This window comes from Candidatus Tenderia electrophaga (assembly GCA_001447805.1).
GTDB lineage: Bacteria > Pseudomonadota > Gammaproteobacteria > Tenderiales > Tenderiaceae > Tenderia > Tenderia electrophaga.
Map to the genome: position 1 here is coordinate 1,130,083 of CP013099.1, position 16,216 is coordinate 1,146,298.

Here is a 16,216-nt window from a genome sequence, read left to right on the forward strand (position 1 = left end):
GTAAATTAATCAAGCGTAAGATGCTCGATACCGCCTGTTCAATCGAAACCCCGGAAGGGATAGATCTCGCCCTGCGTCCGGCCGGGCCGGTGCCGCGCATTCTCGCTTACGGCATCGACCTGGTGATTCGCTGGGCGATAATGTTTGTCATCGCCATGCTGATGGGCTTCGCCGGGCAGCTGGGTATGGGGATGATGATGATCCTCTATTTTCTGCTGGAGTGGTTTTATCCGGTCTGTTTCGAACGTTTTCGCGACGGCGTGACACCCGGCAAAAAGAGTATGGATCTGCGCGTGGTCAACGACGACGGCACGCCGGTGGGATGGGACGGAGCCATTGTACGCAATCTGCTGCGCGCCGCCGACTTTCTACCCTTCTTTTACGTCGTCGGATTAGTCAGCATGGTAACCAGCCGTCACTTCCGCCGCCTGGGTGACCTGGCCGCCGGCACCCTGGTGGTGCACAACGCCGGCATCAAACCGCCGGCCCCCGTTGATGAAACGGGAACACGTCCGGCGCCGGTGCCCTTGAGCGATGATGAACAGCGCGCACTGCTCGATTTCAGTGAATCACGCAACCGCCTCTCGCCCCAGCGCCAGGCCGAACTGGCCGATATACTCACACCGCTGACCGGCAAGTCGGGCAAGGCGGGCGTGCTCGAAGTGATGCGCATCGCCAACGGTCTGAAAGGGCAGGCATGAGGCAAAGCCTGTTTGAGCAGAGTCACGCCGACGAGTGGCAACGTTTCGAGACGATGCTGGCGAGTCTGGAGCGGAACAGCAAGCCGCCGGCCGGTGTGGTACTGGCCGATTTCCCCGCTGCCTATCGACGACTGTGTCACCAGCTCTCCCTGGCGCGTCAGCGCCACTACAGCACCGCGCTGACCGAGCACTTGAACCAGTTGGTGCTGCGCGGCCATCAGCAGCTCTACCGGCGCAAGTCCAATCTCGGGTCCACCTTTATCAGTTTCATCGTGGCCGACTTTCCCGCCCTGGTGCGGCGCGAGTGGCGTGTCTGCACCCTGGCCTCGGCATTGCTGTTCTTGCCGGCGTTGATTCTCTATGGTTTTGTATTGCTGTCCCCCGAGCTGGTCTACAGCGTCATGCCGGCGCAATTCGTGGAGCAACTGGAGAGCATGTACGACCCGGCGGCGGAACACGTAGGCAGGCCGCGCGACGCCGGCAGTGACTTCGCCATGTTCGGCCACTACATTCAGAACAATATCGGCATCAGCTTCCGCACCTTCGCCGGCGGAATCCTGTTCGGGTTGGGCAGTATCTTTTTTCTGGTCTACAACGGCGCCCTGTTCGGAAGCATCGCCGCACATATTGACAACATCGATTATCACAGCACCTTCTTTCCCTTTGTGGTCGGTCACGGCGCCTTCGAACTCACCGCCATCGCCCTCTCCGGTGCCGCCGGTTTACGGCTTGGGTACGCGCTGATCGCGCCGGGCAGGCAGACGCGGCTACAGGCGCTGCGCGGCGCCGCGGCGGTGGCAGTGCGCATCATGTACGGCGTGATGCTGATGCTGCTCATCGCCGCGTTTGTCGAGGCCTTCTGGTCATCGGCAGTGATGAACGCCACGGTAAAATATTCTGTGGGGGCGGCGTTGTGGCTATTCGTGCTGTTTTATTTTCTGCGCACGGGGCGTGGCCATGCAGTTTGATCAAATTGCCGTCAAAGTTCGGCCGCGCAGTGCATGGGAGTCCATCGACCTGGGCATTCTCATGGCACGTAACTGGTGGTGGCCGATGTGCCGCGCCTGGCTGGCGGTGACGTTGCCGGCCTTTATTGTTTTGCAACTGCTGCTGTACAGCTATCCGGTCATCGCCATTGTGATCTTCTGGTGGCTGAAGCCGATCTGGGAACGGCCCTTGCTGCACATCCTCAGCCGCGCCCTGTTCGGTGAAGTGCCGGAGTTGAAGCAGACGTTGTGTGCGTTTCCCGGCCTGGCGGCAAAACAGTGGTTCGCCTCGCTTACCTATCGCCGCCTGAGTCTGACCCGCTCCATGGACCTGCCGGTGATCCAGCTGGAAAACCTCAAGGGCAAACAGCGCGCGCAACGATTGAAGGTGCTGCACGGCAATACCGGCACGGGTGCCGGCTGGCTCACCTTTATCGGCCTGCATGTGGAGATAATCCTGCCGTTGGCTTTTCTTGCCTTGGTGGCGATGATGGTGCCCGAGGCGGTGGAGGTGGATTGGCAAGCGCTTTTCTTTATGCCGGATCGGGGCGTGATGGGGGGATTCAATCTGCTTAGTTATGTGGTGATGAGTTTGGTGGCACCGTTTTATGTGGCCGCCGGATTTTCGCTCTATCTGAATCGCCGCATCCGGCTGGAGGGCTGGGACCTGGAGCTGAGCTTTCGCCGTTTGGTGCAGCGGGTCCAGACTCTAAACGGCGTGGGCAAGGTGGCGGCGCTGTTGCTGGCGGCCGTGCTCGCCTGTGGCTGGCCGCCGGATGCGGCCATGGCGCAAACGCTGGACCGCGAAACGGCCAAATCCCAGATCGAGACCGTCATGGCCGATGAGACATTTCATAGTCTGGAAACCGTCCGCAGCCTGGATTGGGACTGGTTTTCAGACGAGCAGCAACAGGAGAACGGGTTTCCCGCCTGGTTGTTGCAGTTGATCGAATTTCTCGCCGCCAACCTGCGCTTTTTTCTATGGGTTGTGGTCATCGCGCTGGTGTTGATCTTTCTGTATAAACAGCGCGACTGGTTATTGCAGTACGTGCGGCGTGGCAGTGAACAAATCCCCGAGGCGCCGCTCGCCGTACTATTCGGTATGGAGATGGGGCGTGAAACGCTGCCGCCGGATGTGTTGGCCGAGGTGCGCTCACTCTGGCACCGGCAACAGTTTCGCGCCGCCTATAGTTTGCTCTATCGCGCGGCGCTAAGCCGACTGATGCACGATTACAACATCCGTTTACGCAGCGGCCATACCGAAGAGGAGTGCCGCCGCCTGGTTGTGCAACAGACCGGCCCCGAGCTGGGTGACTATTTCTCTGAACTGACCCGTCACTGGCAGCGACTGGCCTATGCCCACCGGCCGCCCGCCAGCGACGTCATGGATGGCTTGTGTGAGCGCTGGCCGGATTTCTTCCAGGCAGGGGCGACGAATGGCTGAGCGTACTCAGAAACTGGTCATCGCCCTGTTGGTCGTGGCCGCCCTGGCCGGACTCTATTGGGGCGTTCAGCAGTTGCCCTGGCGCGTGGAAGAGGTGGACAAGGGCTTTAGCGAAGCGGCGCGCCGCAATCCTTTCCTGGCGGCGCAACGGTTTCTGGAAAAAAACGATGTGCCGGTCACCCCCGCGAAGGGCGTCAGTCATCTGGATGATTTGCCCGATCCTGCCGGCGCCACGCTGATACTGTTCTCCAACGAAGGGATGTTAAGCCGCGCCCGGGTGGACGCCTTGTGGCAATGGGTGGAGGCGGGCGGCCATCTGATTCTCAATGCCAACAGTTATACGGACAAACAAAGCGGCGCCAATCGTAATCTTATCCTGCAGGATTTGGGGCTGGGGGCGTATCCCGCGGCCGATACCGGACCGGGTCACACGGCGTTTGACTCCATGGTGCACTGGTTTGGCCAGCGTCAGGCCGAGTGCTTGGACGCAGAGCATGTGTTGTCACTGGAAACGGGTGACGGCGAAAAGCCACTGGATATCGCCCTGCGCAGCAATATGGTTTTGGTAAACCATAGCGAGCTTGAGACCATCGCCGCCGCCAATGATGACGGTAATCAATTGCTGCGTTATTTCATCGGCGACGGTATGGTGACTGTGACCACCCGACTAAGTTTTTGGCACAACCGCTACATCGCCTGCTACGACCATGCCTATCTACTCTGGCAAATGCTGGGGCCGGGCGAGGTGCTGATCCTTTACCACGCGCAGGTGCCGTCACTGTTTACCTTGCTGTGGCGCAACGCGGCCTTCGGGGTAAGCCTGGCATTGTTGCTGTTGGCACTGTGGTTGTGGCGGCGCGGTCGTCGTTTCGGCCCGCTGCAACAACAGGCCGAGGCACAGCGGCGTCGACTTGGCGAACATCTGTTCGCCAGCGCCATGTTCGCCTGGCGCTGGCAAAAGATTGCGCCTCAAGTACAAGGATTGCGCCGCGCCATAAAACAAATCATGGAGCGGCGCCACCCCGGCTTTCGGCGTCTGACCGGCGAACAGCAATTCGCCCTGATCGGTCGCTTGAGCGGCTGTGATGCCGGCCGGGTGGCGTGGGCCTTTGCGCAACAAGATATTCAAAAGGCACAGCAGCTCACCGAATTGGTACAGCAACTACAACAGATAAGGAACCGACTATGACGGCAATGGATTTTCAACAGGCCCATCAAGCCATTCAGGGCTTGCGCGGCGAGATCAACAAGGTGGTGATCGGTCAGGCCGAAGTGGTGTATCATGTGCTGATTGCACTACTGGCCGGCGGCCATGTGCTGGTGGAAGGTGTGCCCGGCCTGGGTAAGACCTTGCTGGTGCGGGCGCTGGCCAAATGTTTTCACGGCCAGTTCGCGCGGGTGCAGTTCACCCCCGACTTGATGCCCAGCGACATCACCGGCCACGCCATGTACAACATGTCCAATCAGCAGTTTCAGTTGCGCCGTGGCCCTGCCTTTACCAATCTATTGCTCGCCGACGAGATTAACCGCGCTCCGGCCAAGAGCCAAGCTGCGTTGTTGGAAGTGATGCAGGAACGCCAGATCACTATCGAGGGCAAGTCATTCGCCACCGGCGAACCCTTCATGGTGCTCGCCACACAGAATTCCATCGAACAAGAGGGCACCTACCCGTTGCCGGAAGCGGAGCTGGACCGCTTTCTGCTCAAGATCTTTATCGACTATCCGGCAGAGACGGAAGAGAAGCAGATGGTGAAGCTGGTTACCAGCGGCGAGTCGAGCGAAAGTTTTAAACTGGACGACGTGCAGCCGTTGTTGCAACCCGAACAGATCGCCCGGCTGCAACAGATGGTGGCCGACTTCACCATCGACGAACAGGTGCTCGACTATGCCGTGCGCCTGGTGCGCGCCACGCGCGACTGGGCCGGCATCACCATGGGGGCTGGGCCGCGCGGCAGTTTGGCCTTGGTACGGTCCGGCAAGGCCCGGGCGCTGTTGCAGGGGCGTGATTTTGTTACACCCGATGACGTCAAGGCCGTGGCCAAGCCGGTGCTGCGCCATCGCTTGCTATTGTCACCCGACATGGAGATCGAAGGTGTGACGCCGGACCGACTGCTCGACGATATCCTTGACCAGGTCGACGCGCCGCGCACATGAAGCGTCTGTCTGTCGTTCCCGCATCGCGTTTACTGGGGTTAGTCGCCCTGTGTGGCGTGACGGCGCTGGCGGCGCCGCTGCTACAGTTGATTGATAATGAGGCGGCATTGCGGGCGGGCGACACTGCGGGCCATGCGGCACGACTGCTGTTTGGCGCCTTGCTGTTACTGAGCCTGTGGGACCTATGGAAACTGAAACGTATGCCAGCCGTGGAAGTAACCCGTGAAGTGGCCCACACGCTGCCGGTCAATCACTGGAGCGAGGTGACGCTGCGCTTCAGTCATTCATTCGGCCGGCCGGTTATGGTCGAGGTGTTTGACTTCGCCCCGGCCGGCGCCGGGCTCAAATTTATGCCGCGCGGGTTCACGCTGCAAGCGGGTCGAACCGGCGAGGTGAATTATCGGCTGCGCCCCGCCCAGCGCGGCCCGGCCGATTTCGGACAGACACAAGTATTAATCCCATCGCCCTTAAAGCTATGGAGCCTCAGCCGCATGGCCGGTGCACCGACGCAGGTGCGCGTCTATCCCGACTTTGCTGCCATCAGCCATTTCAAACTGCTGGCCACCGACAATCGCACCAGTCAGCTCGGCATCAAACGTAAACAACGCCGCGGCGAAGGGCTGGAATTTCATCAACTGCGCGACTACCGTGACGGCGACAGCCTGCGCCAGATCGACTGGAAAGCCACCGTGCGGCGCCACAAACTGATCTCAAAAGAGTATCAGGACGAACGCGACCAACAACTGTTTTTCATGCTCGACTGCGGCCGCCGCATGCGCGCGCAGGACGATGACCTGTCTCACTTCGACCATTCGCTCAACGCCCTCATGCTGCTCAGCTACGTCGCCCTGCACCAAGGCGACGCCGTAGGGCTGATGAGCTTCGCCGGCGAACAGCGCTGGCTGGTGCCAATGAAAAGTAGTGCCATGGTCAACACCATTCTCAACACCGTGTATGACCTGCAACCCACCACCCAGGCCTCCGACTACCTGGCCGCCGCCCGCACGCTGGTTACCCGGCAGCGCAAACGTGCACTGGTGGTGATCATGACCAACCTGCGTGAAGAGGACTGCGCTGAACTCATGCCCGCCATCCGATTACTGCGGCGTCATCACCTGGTATTGGTCGCCAATTTGCGTGAACAGATGCTGGACCATACACTGGAACGGCCGGTTACGGGATTGGAAGACGCACTAGCCTATCTCGGCACCTGCGAATATCTGCAGGAACGTAATGAACTGCAAAGCCAACTGCGTCAGCGTGGCGTGCTGAGCATCGATACCACCCCGGTGGAACTGCCGGTGCGGGTGGTGAATGGGTATTGGGAGATCAAGCGCAGTGGGGCGCTGTAAAAGAAATGCTCTATCTTGCGGGTTGAGACATACGAAGCGGAAGATTGTTATACATGCTGACACTAATATTGAATGGCTGGTTATAAAATTAATTTGTCCCATATCTCCGTTACAGCTTGCATCCTGCATTAGTGATAAATCAATCAGTCGATTTGCTAACTGACTGATAAGCATAAGCTAATTGGCTGGTCCTCAATTTGAGAACCCGCTTTTTGGGCGGTGTGCTAGGCGGGGAAGCTTACGGCGGCACTTTGTTTATGCTTGAATAGCACAATAGCAGCTCCACTCTGGCATGCCGATTATTGCGAAGGTTAGCCCCTCATTGAGAGGCTTTTGCTTAACGTCTCCGTGATCAAAAGCTATGGCGTTGAAAATCTACGAAACCACAGATGGCCGCATCGAATATCGACACGATAGCACTGCTTGGGGGCGCCTGTGGGTCGTGATCGGTTTTGTATTCTTCGGGGTTTTGGTTTACGACTTGACCATCGGAAGCCGTGGCGATCAGCGTGCCGTAGGGCTCATCGGTGCAGCTTTTACCTGCTTTGGCATCGGGCTATTATTATTGGAACGCAGTCACCTTACAGTCAATACGTCTGCAAGACGCATTGAGTGGTTGCGACGGCATGGGTTAAGGCTCCGACAGGGACAGCTGAGCTTCGATAAGATAGGTGACGTGTACGCGCATTCGCCGGTGGGCGACGAAGGCACACCCAGTCGCCGTGTAGTGCTCAAGCTTAAAGACGGAAAAGAACTGCCTCTGACTGCGGCCTTTCTGGTCGATCCTGACGACGCACAACTGCTGTTCGCGCAACGGCTGCGCATATTGCTTGTTAATGGGGACAAGGCGACGCAGGACGCTTCACCGGACGTCATAGATGACAATGTGCGTGCTCTGGTTAGGGCCGGGCATGAGATAGACGCTATCCGGTTGCTACGCGAATCCCGGAAAGTGGACCTTACGACGGCCAGACAACACGTTCAGGAGATCAAGCGCGATGGTTAGTGAAGTGCTCGTCACGCAGGCCAACAACTCGGTCAACCGGACCGTGAACGCAGGCGTTAGCAGTGTCAGAAACCACGAGAGCAGAAATGCCATGTAACAGGAATTGAAGCTTCAGGCTCTAAAAGCCGCACTTTATGTGATTGGAGTGATTTTTTTCGTTGGTGTGCGAGCCTCTGATGAGGTGGATTTGGCCCGCCGGTTGGAACTGGACACCACCTCACTACGAATATGAATATATGATAATGGGCATATACGCTACCTTAGGCGTGTTTCTCATATTGGCTGCCAAAGAACCGTTGGCTAACGCAAGCCGTATATGATTCACAATCTGGTCGAGTATTGTTCATGGCGGAATAATGCCGGCCCAAGCAGTCGTTGATGAAACCGACCGGGTAAATCTCTTGGGGTGATGTTCCGGCATTATTTTGGTCGCCATTGTCCTGCGGTATCTCATGCCAAAACAACCCCGGGCACAGTGATAGCAATTGCTAGCCAGTCGCTGCAGTGGACGCGGGGATCAATAGGGTCGTTGAAATCAGGTGCTGAGCAATGACCTCCCGCCCGCCGAGTTGGCAGCGCGCGCGGTACGGATATCTGAAACTAATGCGCGCTGGTGCCCTTTGAGGCCCGGCCTGATACTATTCCCACTGTCGCTGTGTTCGCAGCTGAATATTTGTATACCATAATCGGCCTGCAACATCGCGGAAAGGGATGGATGAGCGCCTGGTATTGGCGGGTATTACAATAAACGTTAACAAAAGGCGGGTAATACAGATGACTAACAAAATAGGTAAGCGGTTCATGGTTTCGGTGGTGGGCGTTGCGGCGTGCTGGTTGTTGATGTTTTCAGGCATGGTGGCAGCCCGTGGCGATGATCCGGTCGATTTGAGCGGGGTGGCCAAGGTGGTGGAGGAGGATCTCGAGCAGAATGCCGAGGAACGTCTCATTGACATTCGCACCGGCAAAAAGAAGTACACCTGTAATGGATCTGGCAAGTCCTTAACAGTCAATTGTGTAGATAAGCAATTCAGTAAAAATTGCGCCACAGTGACCTATGACAGCGATGGCTATATCGATAGCGTCGAGTTTCATGACTGTTGAGGGTTTAGGTGGGGTTGCTAGAGCTTCAGCGCTGACAGTAGCTTATTGCAGGCGGCGCACGTCTTCAAGGAAGGTCAAAAGCAACACTGCTTTATACCCTGAACACGAGTCGGGGGTCAGGCTAGCTTGACCACCGCGGCCTTGATCGCCTCCGGCGATATGCTTAAATCCATCAGAAAAAGTGGAGACAAATGGTGAATTTAAGTACGGCGTTCGTGGTCTTGGCGGCGCTCTGCTGGGGGCTGTCAGGCGGAATCGGCGGGATTCTCATGGCCGACGGCTGGGACGCGTTCGTGGTGTCGTTATACCGGGGCGCGATCGGGCTGTTGTTTGTTCTCGTTTGGCTGGCGCTGCGCCCACGTGGCAGCGGATTGGCAAGTCGCCGATTATGGGGCTGGTCGGCGATTGCCGGTCTCGGCGTGGCTGGCAACTTCGCATTCTATTTCGTGAGCATCGCCGAGGGCAGCGTCGCGGTTGCGGCAACGCTGATGTACTGCGCACCGGTGTTCGTCTATCTCGTGTCCTTTGCATTCAAGCTTGAAAGCCCTACTCCGCTCAAGTGGGCCGCGATTGCCGTGGTAATGCTCGGCGTCGTGCTGCTTACACGTATTTACGACGTTGGGGCGGGCAGCGTCACGCTGGTCGGCGCCGGCGCCGGTCTGCTCTCCGGGCTGTGCTATGCGGTATTTATTTTCGGCTTCAAGTATGCGGCACCGCACGGCAGCCCGCAGGCGATTCTCGTGATAGCGTTCGCGGTACTGGTCACCGTACTCATTTGGCCGGCGGACGCCGACCAAGCCGTGGCAGTGCTGAGCACATCGAGTTGGCCACTGTTTGTGGTGCTGGGGGTGCTTGGCGCGGGATTGTCCTTCATTCTCTATATCGTCGGCCTAAAGCATACCGCGCCGGCCGTGGCCTCAATTCTGGCAATGGTCGAGCCGATCACGGCGTCGCTATTCGGTGTCGTGGTTTTGAATGAAAACCTGGTCGGTCTACAGATCTTCGGTATGGGACTGATTTTGGTCACAGTGACTGCGCTGAGCGTAACTTCGAGCGCTAGAAGGGCCCAACCACTTGCCGAGTAGCGCACGGATTTGGTATCGACTTGGTCTATGACCGTTCCTGGCAAATTGCGGCTGCCCGCTAAGGAGGAAGATAAGATGCCGAGGGTCGCAGCTGTTCCTCCGCCCCGGCCCTTTTGTGGTCTGCGAGTGCTTCCTACAGGGAAGGGATAAGCGGGTACGCTCAATCACCTCAAGCCTCCCGCCGTAAGTCTAATGACTGGTCACAAAGACCACCGCCTCCACGTCCTTGTAATGGCGCGCAAAGTGAATCGTCATCCCTTTACGAATATGATCCGGCAGCTCCTCAAAATCCTTGCGGTTGGCCTCCGGCAGGATCACTTCCATGATGCGGTTGCGGCGCGCGGCGATGATCTTTTCGCGAATGCCGCCGACCGCCAGCACTTGGCCGGTGAGCGTGAGTTCGCCGGTCATGGCCAGGGGGCGGCTGACCTTGCGTTTGCGCGCCAGTGACAGCAGGGCAGTGGCCATGGTGACGCCGGCGCTGGGGCCGTCCTTGGGGGTGGCGCCTTCCGGTACGTGCAGATGGAGGAAGGCCTTGTCGAAGAATCCCGGATCGCCGTGGAATTGCTTGATGTTGGAGATGATGTAGCTATAGGCGATCTCGGCCGATTCTTTCATGACATCGCCCAGCTTGCCGGTGAGTTTGAACCCCCGGTTGTTGTGGTGCACCACCGAGGCCTCGATGGTGAGCGTGGCGCCGCCCATGGAGGTCCAGGCGAGGCCGTTGACGATGCCGACGCCACTGGGCAGTTTCTCTTTGCGGAAGAAGGGTTGGCCGAGGTAAGTCTCGACGTCCTTGATAATGATGTTTTTCTGTTTCTTGGTGCGCGGTTTGTTGACGAATTCCACCGCTGCCTTGCGCACCATGCGGCCCAGTTGTTTTTCCAGATTGCGTACACCTGCCTCGCGGGCGTAGCCTTCGATGACATGGCGCAGGGCCGAGTCGGTGATTTTGAGTTCGCTCTTCTTCAGATTGGCCTTGCTCAGTTGCCGCGGCCACAGGTGGTGCTTGGCGATATCGACTTTTTCATCAGTGATGTAGCCGGCCAGGCGGATGATTTCCATGCGGTCCAGCAGTGGGCTGGGGATGGTGTCCAAGGTATTGGCGGTGCAGATGAATAATACATTGGACAGATCGAAGCGCACGTCTAAATAGTGGTCGAGGAAGTCGGCGTTCTGCTCCGGGTCCAGCACCTCGAGCATGGCCGAGGCGGGGTCGCCGCGAAAGGAACTGCCCATCTTGTCGATCTCATCGAGCATGATGACCGGGTTGGCGCTGCCCACGGTCTTGAGTGCCTGCACCACCTTGCCGGGCATGGCGCCGATGTAGGTGCGGCGGTGGCCCTTGATTTCGGCCTCGTCGCGCATGCCGCCGACGGAGAAGCGATAGAACTTGCGCCCCAGGGCGCGGGCGATGGATTTGCCCACCGAGGTCTTGCCCACGCCGGGCGGGCCCACCAGCAGAATGATGGAGCCGGCGATCTCGCCCTTGAGCGAACCCACCGCGAGAAATTCGATAATGCGCTGTTTGACGTCATTGAGGCCGTCGTGGTCCTGGTCGAGGATGACGCGTGCCTGTTTGAGATTGAATTTGTCGTCCGTATAAATGCCCCACGGTAGTAGGGTGATCCAGTCCAGATAATTACGCGTGACGGCGTATTCGGGTGAGCCGGCGTCGAGGATGCTGAGTTTTTCCATCTCTTCTTCGATGGCTTCCATGACGTCTTCGGGCACCATGAGTCTGTCCAGGCGCTGGGTAAATTTATCGACGTCAGCCTCGCGATCGTCCTTGGCGATGCCCAGTTCATGCTGGATGACCTTGAGCTGTTCGCGCAGGAAGAATTTGCGCTGGTGTTCGCTGATGCGCGTTTCCACGCCTTGGCGGATCTGGGCCTGCAGCTTGGCCACGTCCAGCTCTTTCTTGATCAGCACCAGCACCTTCTGCATGCGGCGGTGGATCTTGGTGGTCTCGAGAATATCCTGCAGCTCTTCCTTCTCGGCCGTGGTGAGGGCGGCGGCGAAGTCGGTCAGCGGCGAGGGCTCGTTGGGACCGTAGCGGTCGAGGAAATATTTCAGTTCCTCGCTGTAGAGCGGGTTTAGCGGTACCAGCTCCTTGAGGGTGTTGATGATGGCCATGGCGTAGGCCTTGGTCTGCTCGGTGTTGCGCGATTCCGACTCTTGCGGATATTCCACCTGGGCCAGATAGGGCGGCTCGTCGGACAGCCATTTGACCACGCGAAAGCGCCTGACGCCCTCGGCGATGAACTGCAGCTTGCCGTCGGAGCGAATGGGGTGATGCAGTCGTACCACGCTGCCGGTTTGATAAAAATCATCGGGGCTGGCATCTTCTTCCTCGTCGCGTCGCACCAGCAGCACGCCGCCGAGCTGGGCCTGGGTCTGGCCGATGCGTTTGATGGTATCCAGCCACGGGTCTTCGGACATCAGGATGGGCAAGGTTTGGGCCGGAAAGAAGGGGCGCTCCGACAGCGGCAGGATGTAGAGGGTTTGCGGTAGGGCCTGATTACTGATGGCTAGGCTGGAAGAGGGGCTGTCGTCCTCGTCGCGGATGATCTCTTCCGCTTCAATCCAGTCATTTTCGTCATGGTCATCGTACATAGAGAAATCCTTGGCTGATTGTGCTTGTTATATGCGTTGCCCGAGCGGGCCCCAACGCTGCAAGTGATTGCCGCATGCGGTTACTATATTAGTTCACGACCGTGATTGCATTTCCTGAAATGTATTTTTGCCATGTTTGCGGTGAATATAAGAAAATGCAGTCCATGCAAGGTGGAAGGAGCCGACATGAAATATGGCGATGTTGATGTTGTAAGCAAATCGGTGCGTTTTCAAGGCTTTTTTCATATTGAAAAATACCGCCTGCGCCATGCCCTGTTTGGCGGTGGCATGAGCGCCGTGATGAGCCGGGAACTGTTCCAGCGCGGCCATGCGGTGGCGATGCTACCTTATGATCCGATACTGGACAAGGTGGTGCTGATCGAGCAGTTCCGTATCGGCGCGCTGGATGACCCCGACGGTCCCTGGCTCACCGAGATCGTCGCCGGCATGATCGATGAGGGCGAGACGGCAGACATGGTGGCGCGGCGTGAGGCGCTGGAGGAATCCGGCTGCCAGGTCAGCGAGCTGCAGCACGTCTGCCGCTATTATCCCAGCCCCGGCGCCTGCAGCGAGACCATCGAGTTGTTCTGCGGGCGGGTGGATGCGGCGCAGGCGGGCGGGATTCACGGCCTGGATCATGAGCACGAGGATATCCGCGTCATCAGTGTCGCTTTCGACGAGGCCATGGCTTGGATCGATTCTGGTCGACTCAACTCGGCGGCGGTGATCATGGCTATGCAGTGGCTGGCGCTCAATAAAGAGCAGGTCGTCAGGGCCTGGACTTAACTACCGCTGTGATCTGTTTTTGCCGCGTGCCGGCCGCATGGCCAGGCCCCACAGGCCGAAAAACCCGCCACTGCGCCCGAGCTGAGAAGACCAGCCCGCCGTGCCGCCATAGGCAATGGCGACGGTCCACACGGGTGGCGCCGCCCTTGTCCTGCCCGCCGCCGGCGGCGCGTGCATAATTTGTTTTGCTGAGGCGGTCGAGATTGGGCTAAGGTTATACCTCGTCAGACAGAGGCTGTCATAGGGCGTTGTTTAAACTCGCACGACTGCAGTCGATATAGATTATAAGGACGTTTGAAGTATCAGGCACAACAAGTATGAAGATTTACGAGGATAATTTCCGGCGTTTGATGACCTTGCTGCCCGAGCTGGACGGCGAGGTGCAGTGTTGTCAAGGCGCCGGCCGCCGCGACGGCCTGTCTGTGGATGTACTTGAGCGGCACAAATATACCACCGTCATCAAACTGGCCCAGCGCTTGCCGCTTTCGTTTTTGGCGGCGGCCATGCCGCGCATGATCGTGCGTATCTATCACGATGCCGGGGTCGCCGAGGTGTTGTCCTACCAGCGCCACTATCGGTTCAAACCCAAATACGATTACCCCAACCCCGAGATGTGCCAGGTGCGCGAAAAGCAGCGTGTTAATCAGTTTCTCGGGGAATGGCTGGACCATTGTCTGGCCGCCGGGGTGTCGTTGCGGGCGGTGGCGCTGGGCTGAGCCAGAGCTGCGTCGCCGCGGCTTATCGGCGCGCTCAATTTCCCCTTATATTTCGAGGTCATGGGCCGCCGCGTCGGGTTTTCTGCCAGCGTGTTTGCCAGGCTCTGACTGCCGTTAAAGTTTCAACATCGAATGCCGTTGAAGGGGATGGAGCCCTATCCAGGCCTAGCGCGCGATTGACTGCATGATTTTGCTCATGCCGGGCTAGAGGCTTGTGACTCGAAAATAAGAGTATTACGGAAATTGACTGAAGGGACACTATGAACGCCAACATCGAAGAGACGTCCACCACGCTCAAGGGAATGTCCATTCCAACCAAAATCAACCTTGTCGTCGGGGTCATTTTTCTACTGGTCATCGTCACGGTAACGGGGTTTGTGTTTATCCAGGATCGCGCGCGCGCGCTGGAGGTGGCCAAGGAACGCACCACTGACATGACCACCCTGTATTTCGACGGCTTGAATACCATGATGTTGACCGGCACCATGGCCAACCGAGAAATTCTACAGGGCAAGATGGCGCGGCGTCCCGGCGTGTTGGAGGCCCGTGTCATCCGCGGCGAGCCGGTGAAGCAGCAGTTCGGCCCCGGCTTTGATCATGAACAACCCGTCGACGAGTTGGATCAGCGCGCCCTGAAGGGCGAAGAGATCGTCCAGGTCGCCGAAACCAGCAACGGCCGCGTCCTGACCGTTCTGAAGCCCTTCAAGGCGACCAATAATACCCGCGGCGTTAACTGTCTGCAGTGCCATAATGTGCCCAGTGGCGCCATTAATGGCGCCATTCGCGTGAGTTACTCCTTGGCGGAGATGGACGCCTATATCAAAAAAGAGATGGCCATCGAGGCGATTGTGAATCTCATTGCGCTCGGCATCGGCCTCGTGTTGGTCAATTATTTTCTTCGCGGCTGGGTCAGCCGGCCGCTGTTCGGCCTGATGGATGTGGTGACGCGTCGCGCCACCGGCGATGTGGACGCACGTGTCGAGATTTCCTCCGGTGATGAAATCGGCAAAGTGGGCAAGGCCTTCAATGATATGGCCGACAAGGTCAATTTCACTACCGAGCGGGAGCATGCCGCGGCCCAAGAGCTGCGCCACAAAGTGGACATCTTGCTGGGCGTGGTGAACAAGGCCGCCAAGGGCGATATGTCGGGCAAGGTCACCTTCGGTGGCAAGGACGCCATCGGCGAACTGGCCACCGGTTTGCAGATCATGATTAATAACATCCATAAAATGATTGAAGAAAGGCGCAAGGCAGTGGAGGATCTGAGACGCAAGGTGGATCTGATCCTCGAGACCGTCACAGCCGCCGCCAACGGCGACCTGACCGGCAAGCTCGAGGTGTACAGCGATGACGCCATCGGCCAGCTGGCCCGGGGCGTGCAATCCATGATCGACAACTTGAATGTGCTCGTGGCGCAGGTGCAGCGTTCCGGTATCCAGGTGACTTCTTCAGCCACCCAGATCGCCGCCACCGCCAAGGAGCAGGAGGCTACCGTGGCCGAGCAGGCCGCCACCGTGAATCAGATCGTGGCCACCACCACCGAGATCTCGGCCACCGCCAAGGAGCTGGTGAGCACTATGGACGAGGTGTCGACTGTGGCCGAAGGCACGGCCAGCGCCGCCGCCAACGGCCAGGCCGGCTTGCAGAAGATGGAGTCGACTATGCACCAGGTGGTGGAGGCTTCGACCTCCATCGCCGCCAAGCTCGAGGTGCTGAACGAGAAGGCCGGCAACATCAATACCGTGGTGACCACCATCACCAAGGTAGCCGACCAGACCAACCTATTGTCACTGAATGCCGCCATCGAAGCCGAGAAGGCCGGCGAGTACGGCCTGGGCTTTTCCGTAGTGGCCACCGAGATTCGCCGCCTGGCCGACCAGACCGCCGTGGCCACCTGGGATATCGAGCAAATGGTCAAGGAGATGCAGGCCGCTGTGACCGCCGGTGTCATGAGCGTGGAGCGCTTTTCGGAAGAGGTGCGCCGCAGTGTCGACGAGGTGAGTAATATCAGTTCCGGCCTGGCCGAGATCATCGACCAGGTGCAGGCGCTGACACCGCGCTTCGAAAGCGTGCATGAAGGGATGCAGTTCCAGTCGCAGGGTGCCGAGCAGATCAAGCAGGCGATCGAACAACTGAGCGAGTCGGCGCAGCAGACGGTGGAATCACTGAGACAATCCCATTCGTCCATCGATCACCTGAACGAAGCGGCCCACATGTTGCAGACGGGGGTGTCAAAATTTAAGGTCTCAACGCCCGACGCAACGTAGCC

General features: G+C 58.4%; 13 protein-coding genes. 12 read left to right on the forward strand and 1 reads right to left on the reverse strand.

Features of this window, described 5'->3' with window-relative positions; genetic code table 11:
• Positions 1–20: 20 nt before the first annotated feature.
• The 9 genes from Tel_05230 to Tel_05270 all read left to right on the forward strand — a co-directional run bounded on the left by Tel_05230 (position 21) and on the right by Tel_05270 (position 9,829).
• Positions 21–701 carry a hypothetical protein gene (locus Tel_05230; protein ID ALP52597.1) on the forward strand — a complete coding sequence of 227 codons (681 nt, stop codon included), beginning with the start codon at positions 21–23 and terminating at the stop codon, positions 699–701.
• Complete coding sequence (locus Tel_05235) at positions 698–1,669, forward strand: hypothetical protein (protein ALP52598.1); 972 nt, start codon at positions 698–700, stop codon at positions 1,667–1,669. The genes Tel_05230 and Tel_05235 overlap by 4 nt, the downstream gene beginning before the upstream one ends.
• Positions 1,659–3,131 carry a hypothetical protein gene (locus tag Tel_05240; GenBank protein ALP52599.1) on the forward strand — a complete coding sequence of 491 codons (1,473 nt, stop codon included), beginning with the start codon at positions 1,659–1,661 and terminating at the stop codon, positions 3,129–3,131. The genes Tel_05235 and Tel_05240 overlap by 11 nt, the downstream gene beginning before the upstream one ends.
• Complete coding sequence (locus Tel_05245; protein ALP52600.1) at positions 3,124–4,320, forward strand: hypothetical protein; 1,197 nt, start codon at positions 3,124–3,126, stop codon at positions 4,318–4,320. Before Tel_05240 ends, Tel_05245 begins: the two co-directional genes overlap by 8 nt.
• The gene (locus Tel_05250) at positions 4,317–5,285 is read left to right on the forward strand and encodes an AAA family ATPase (protein ALP52601.1); all 969 of its coding nucleotides are present in this window, start codon (positions 4,317–4,319) and stop codon (positions 5,283–5,285) included. The genes Tel_05245 and Tel_05250 overlap by 4 nt, the downstream gene beginning before the upstream one ends.
• 32 nt (positions 5,286–5,317) lie before the next feature.
• The gene (locus Tel_05255) at positions 5,318–6,637 is read left to right on the forward strand and encodes a hypothetical protein (protein ID ALP54744.1); all 1,320 of its coding nucleotides are present in this window, start codon (positions 5,318–5,320) and stop codon (positions 6,635–6,637) included.
• Between the two features lie 361 nt (positions 6,638–6,998).
• Positions 6,999–7,643, forward strand: a complete 645-nt coding sequence (locus Tel_05260) for a hypothetical protein (GenBank protein ID ALP52602.1) — start codon at positions 6,999–7,001, stop codon at positions 7,641–7,643.
• A 774-nt stretch (positions 7,644–8,417) separates the two neighbouring features.
• Positions 8,418–8,744 (forward strand): hypothetical protein, encoded by a 327-nt coding sequence (locus Tel_05265; protein ALP52603.1) that lies wholly within the window; start codon positions 8,418–8,420, stop codon positions 8,742–8,744.
• Positions 8,745–8,935: 191 nt separating this feature from the next.
• Positions 8,936–9,829, forward strand: a complete 894-nt coding sequence (locus Tel_05270; GenBank protein ID ALP52604.1) for a hypothetical protein — start codon at positions 8,936–8,938, stop codon at positions 9,827–9,829.
• A 189-nt stretch (positions 9,830–10,018) separates the two neighbouring features.
• Here the strand turns inward: Tel_05270 and Tel_05275 are convergent, their stop codons facing one another.
• Positions 10,019–12,445, reverse strand: coding sequence for a Lon protease (locus Tel_05275; GenBank protein ALP52605.1), 2,427 nt, complete (start codon positions 12,443–12,445; stop codon positions 10,019–10,021).
• Positions 12,446–12,631: 186 nt separating this feature from the next.
• Here Tel_05275 and nudF point away from each other — a divergent pair, with 186 nt between their 5' ends.
• The 3 genes from nudF to Tel_05290 all read left to right on the forward strand — a co-directional run bounded on the left by nudF (position 12,632) and on the right by Tel_05290 (position 16,214).
• A complete protein-coding gene (gene nudF / locus Tel_05280) occupies positions 12,632–13,231 on the forward strand; it encodes an ADP-ribose pyrophosphatase (protein ALP52606.1) in 600 nt (199 codons plus the stop codon).
• Positions 13,232–13,548: 317 nt separating this feature from the next.
• Positions 13,549–13,947 (forward strand): hypothetical protein, encoded by a 399-nt coding sequence (locus Tel_05285; GenBank protein ALP52607.1) that lies wholly within the window; start codon positions 13,549–13,551, stop codon positions 13,945–13,947.
• Between the two features lie 260 nt (positions 13,948–14,207).
• The gene (locus tag Tel_05290; protein ALP52608.1) at positions 14,208–16,214 is read left to right on the forward strand and encodes a hypothetical protein; all 2,007 of its coding nucleotides are present in this window, start codon (positions 14,208–14,210) and stop codon (positions 16,212–16,214) included.
• The last annotated feature ends 2 nt before the right edge of the window (positions 16,215–16,216 follow it).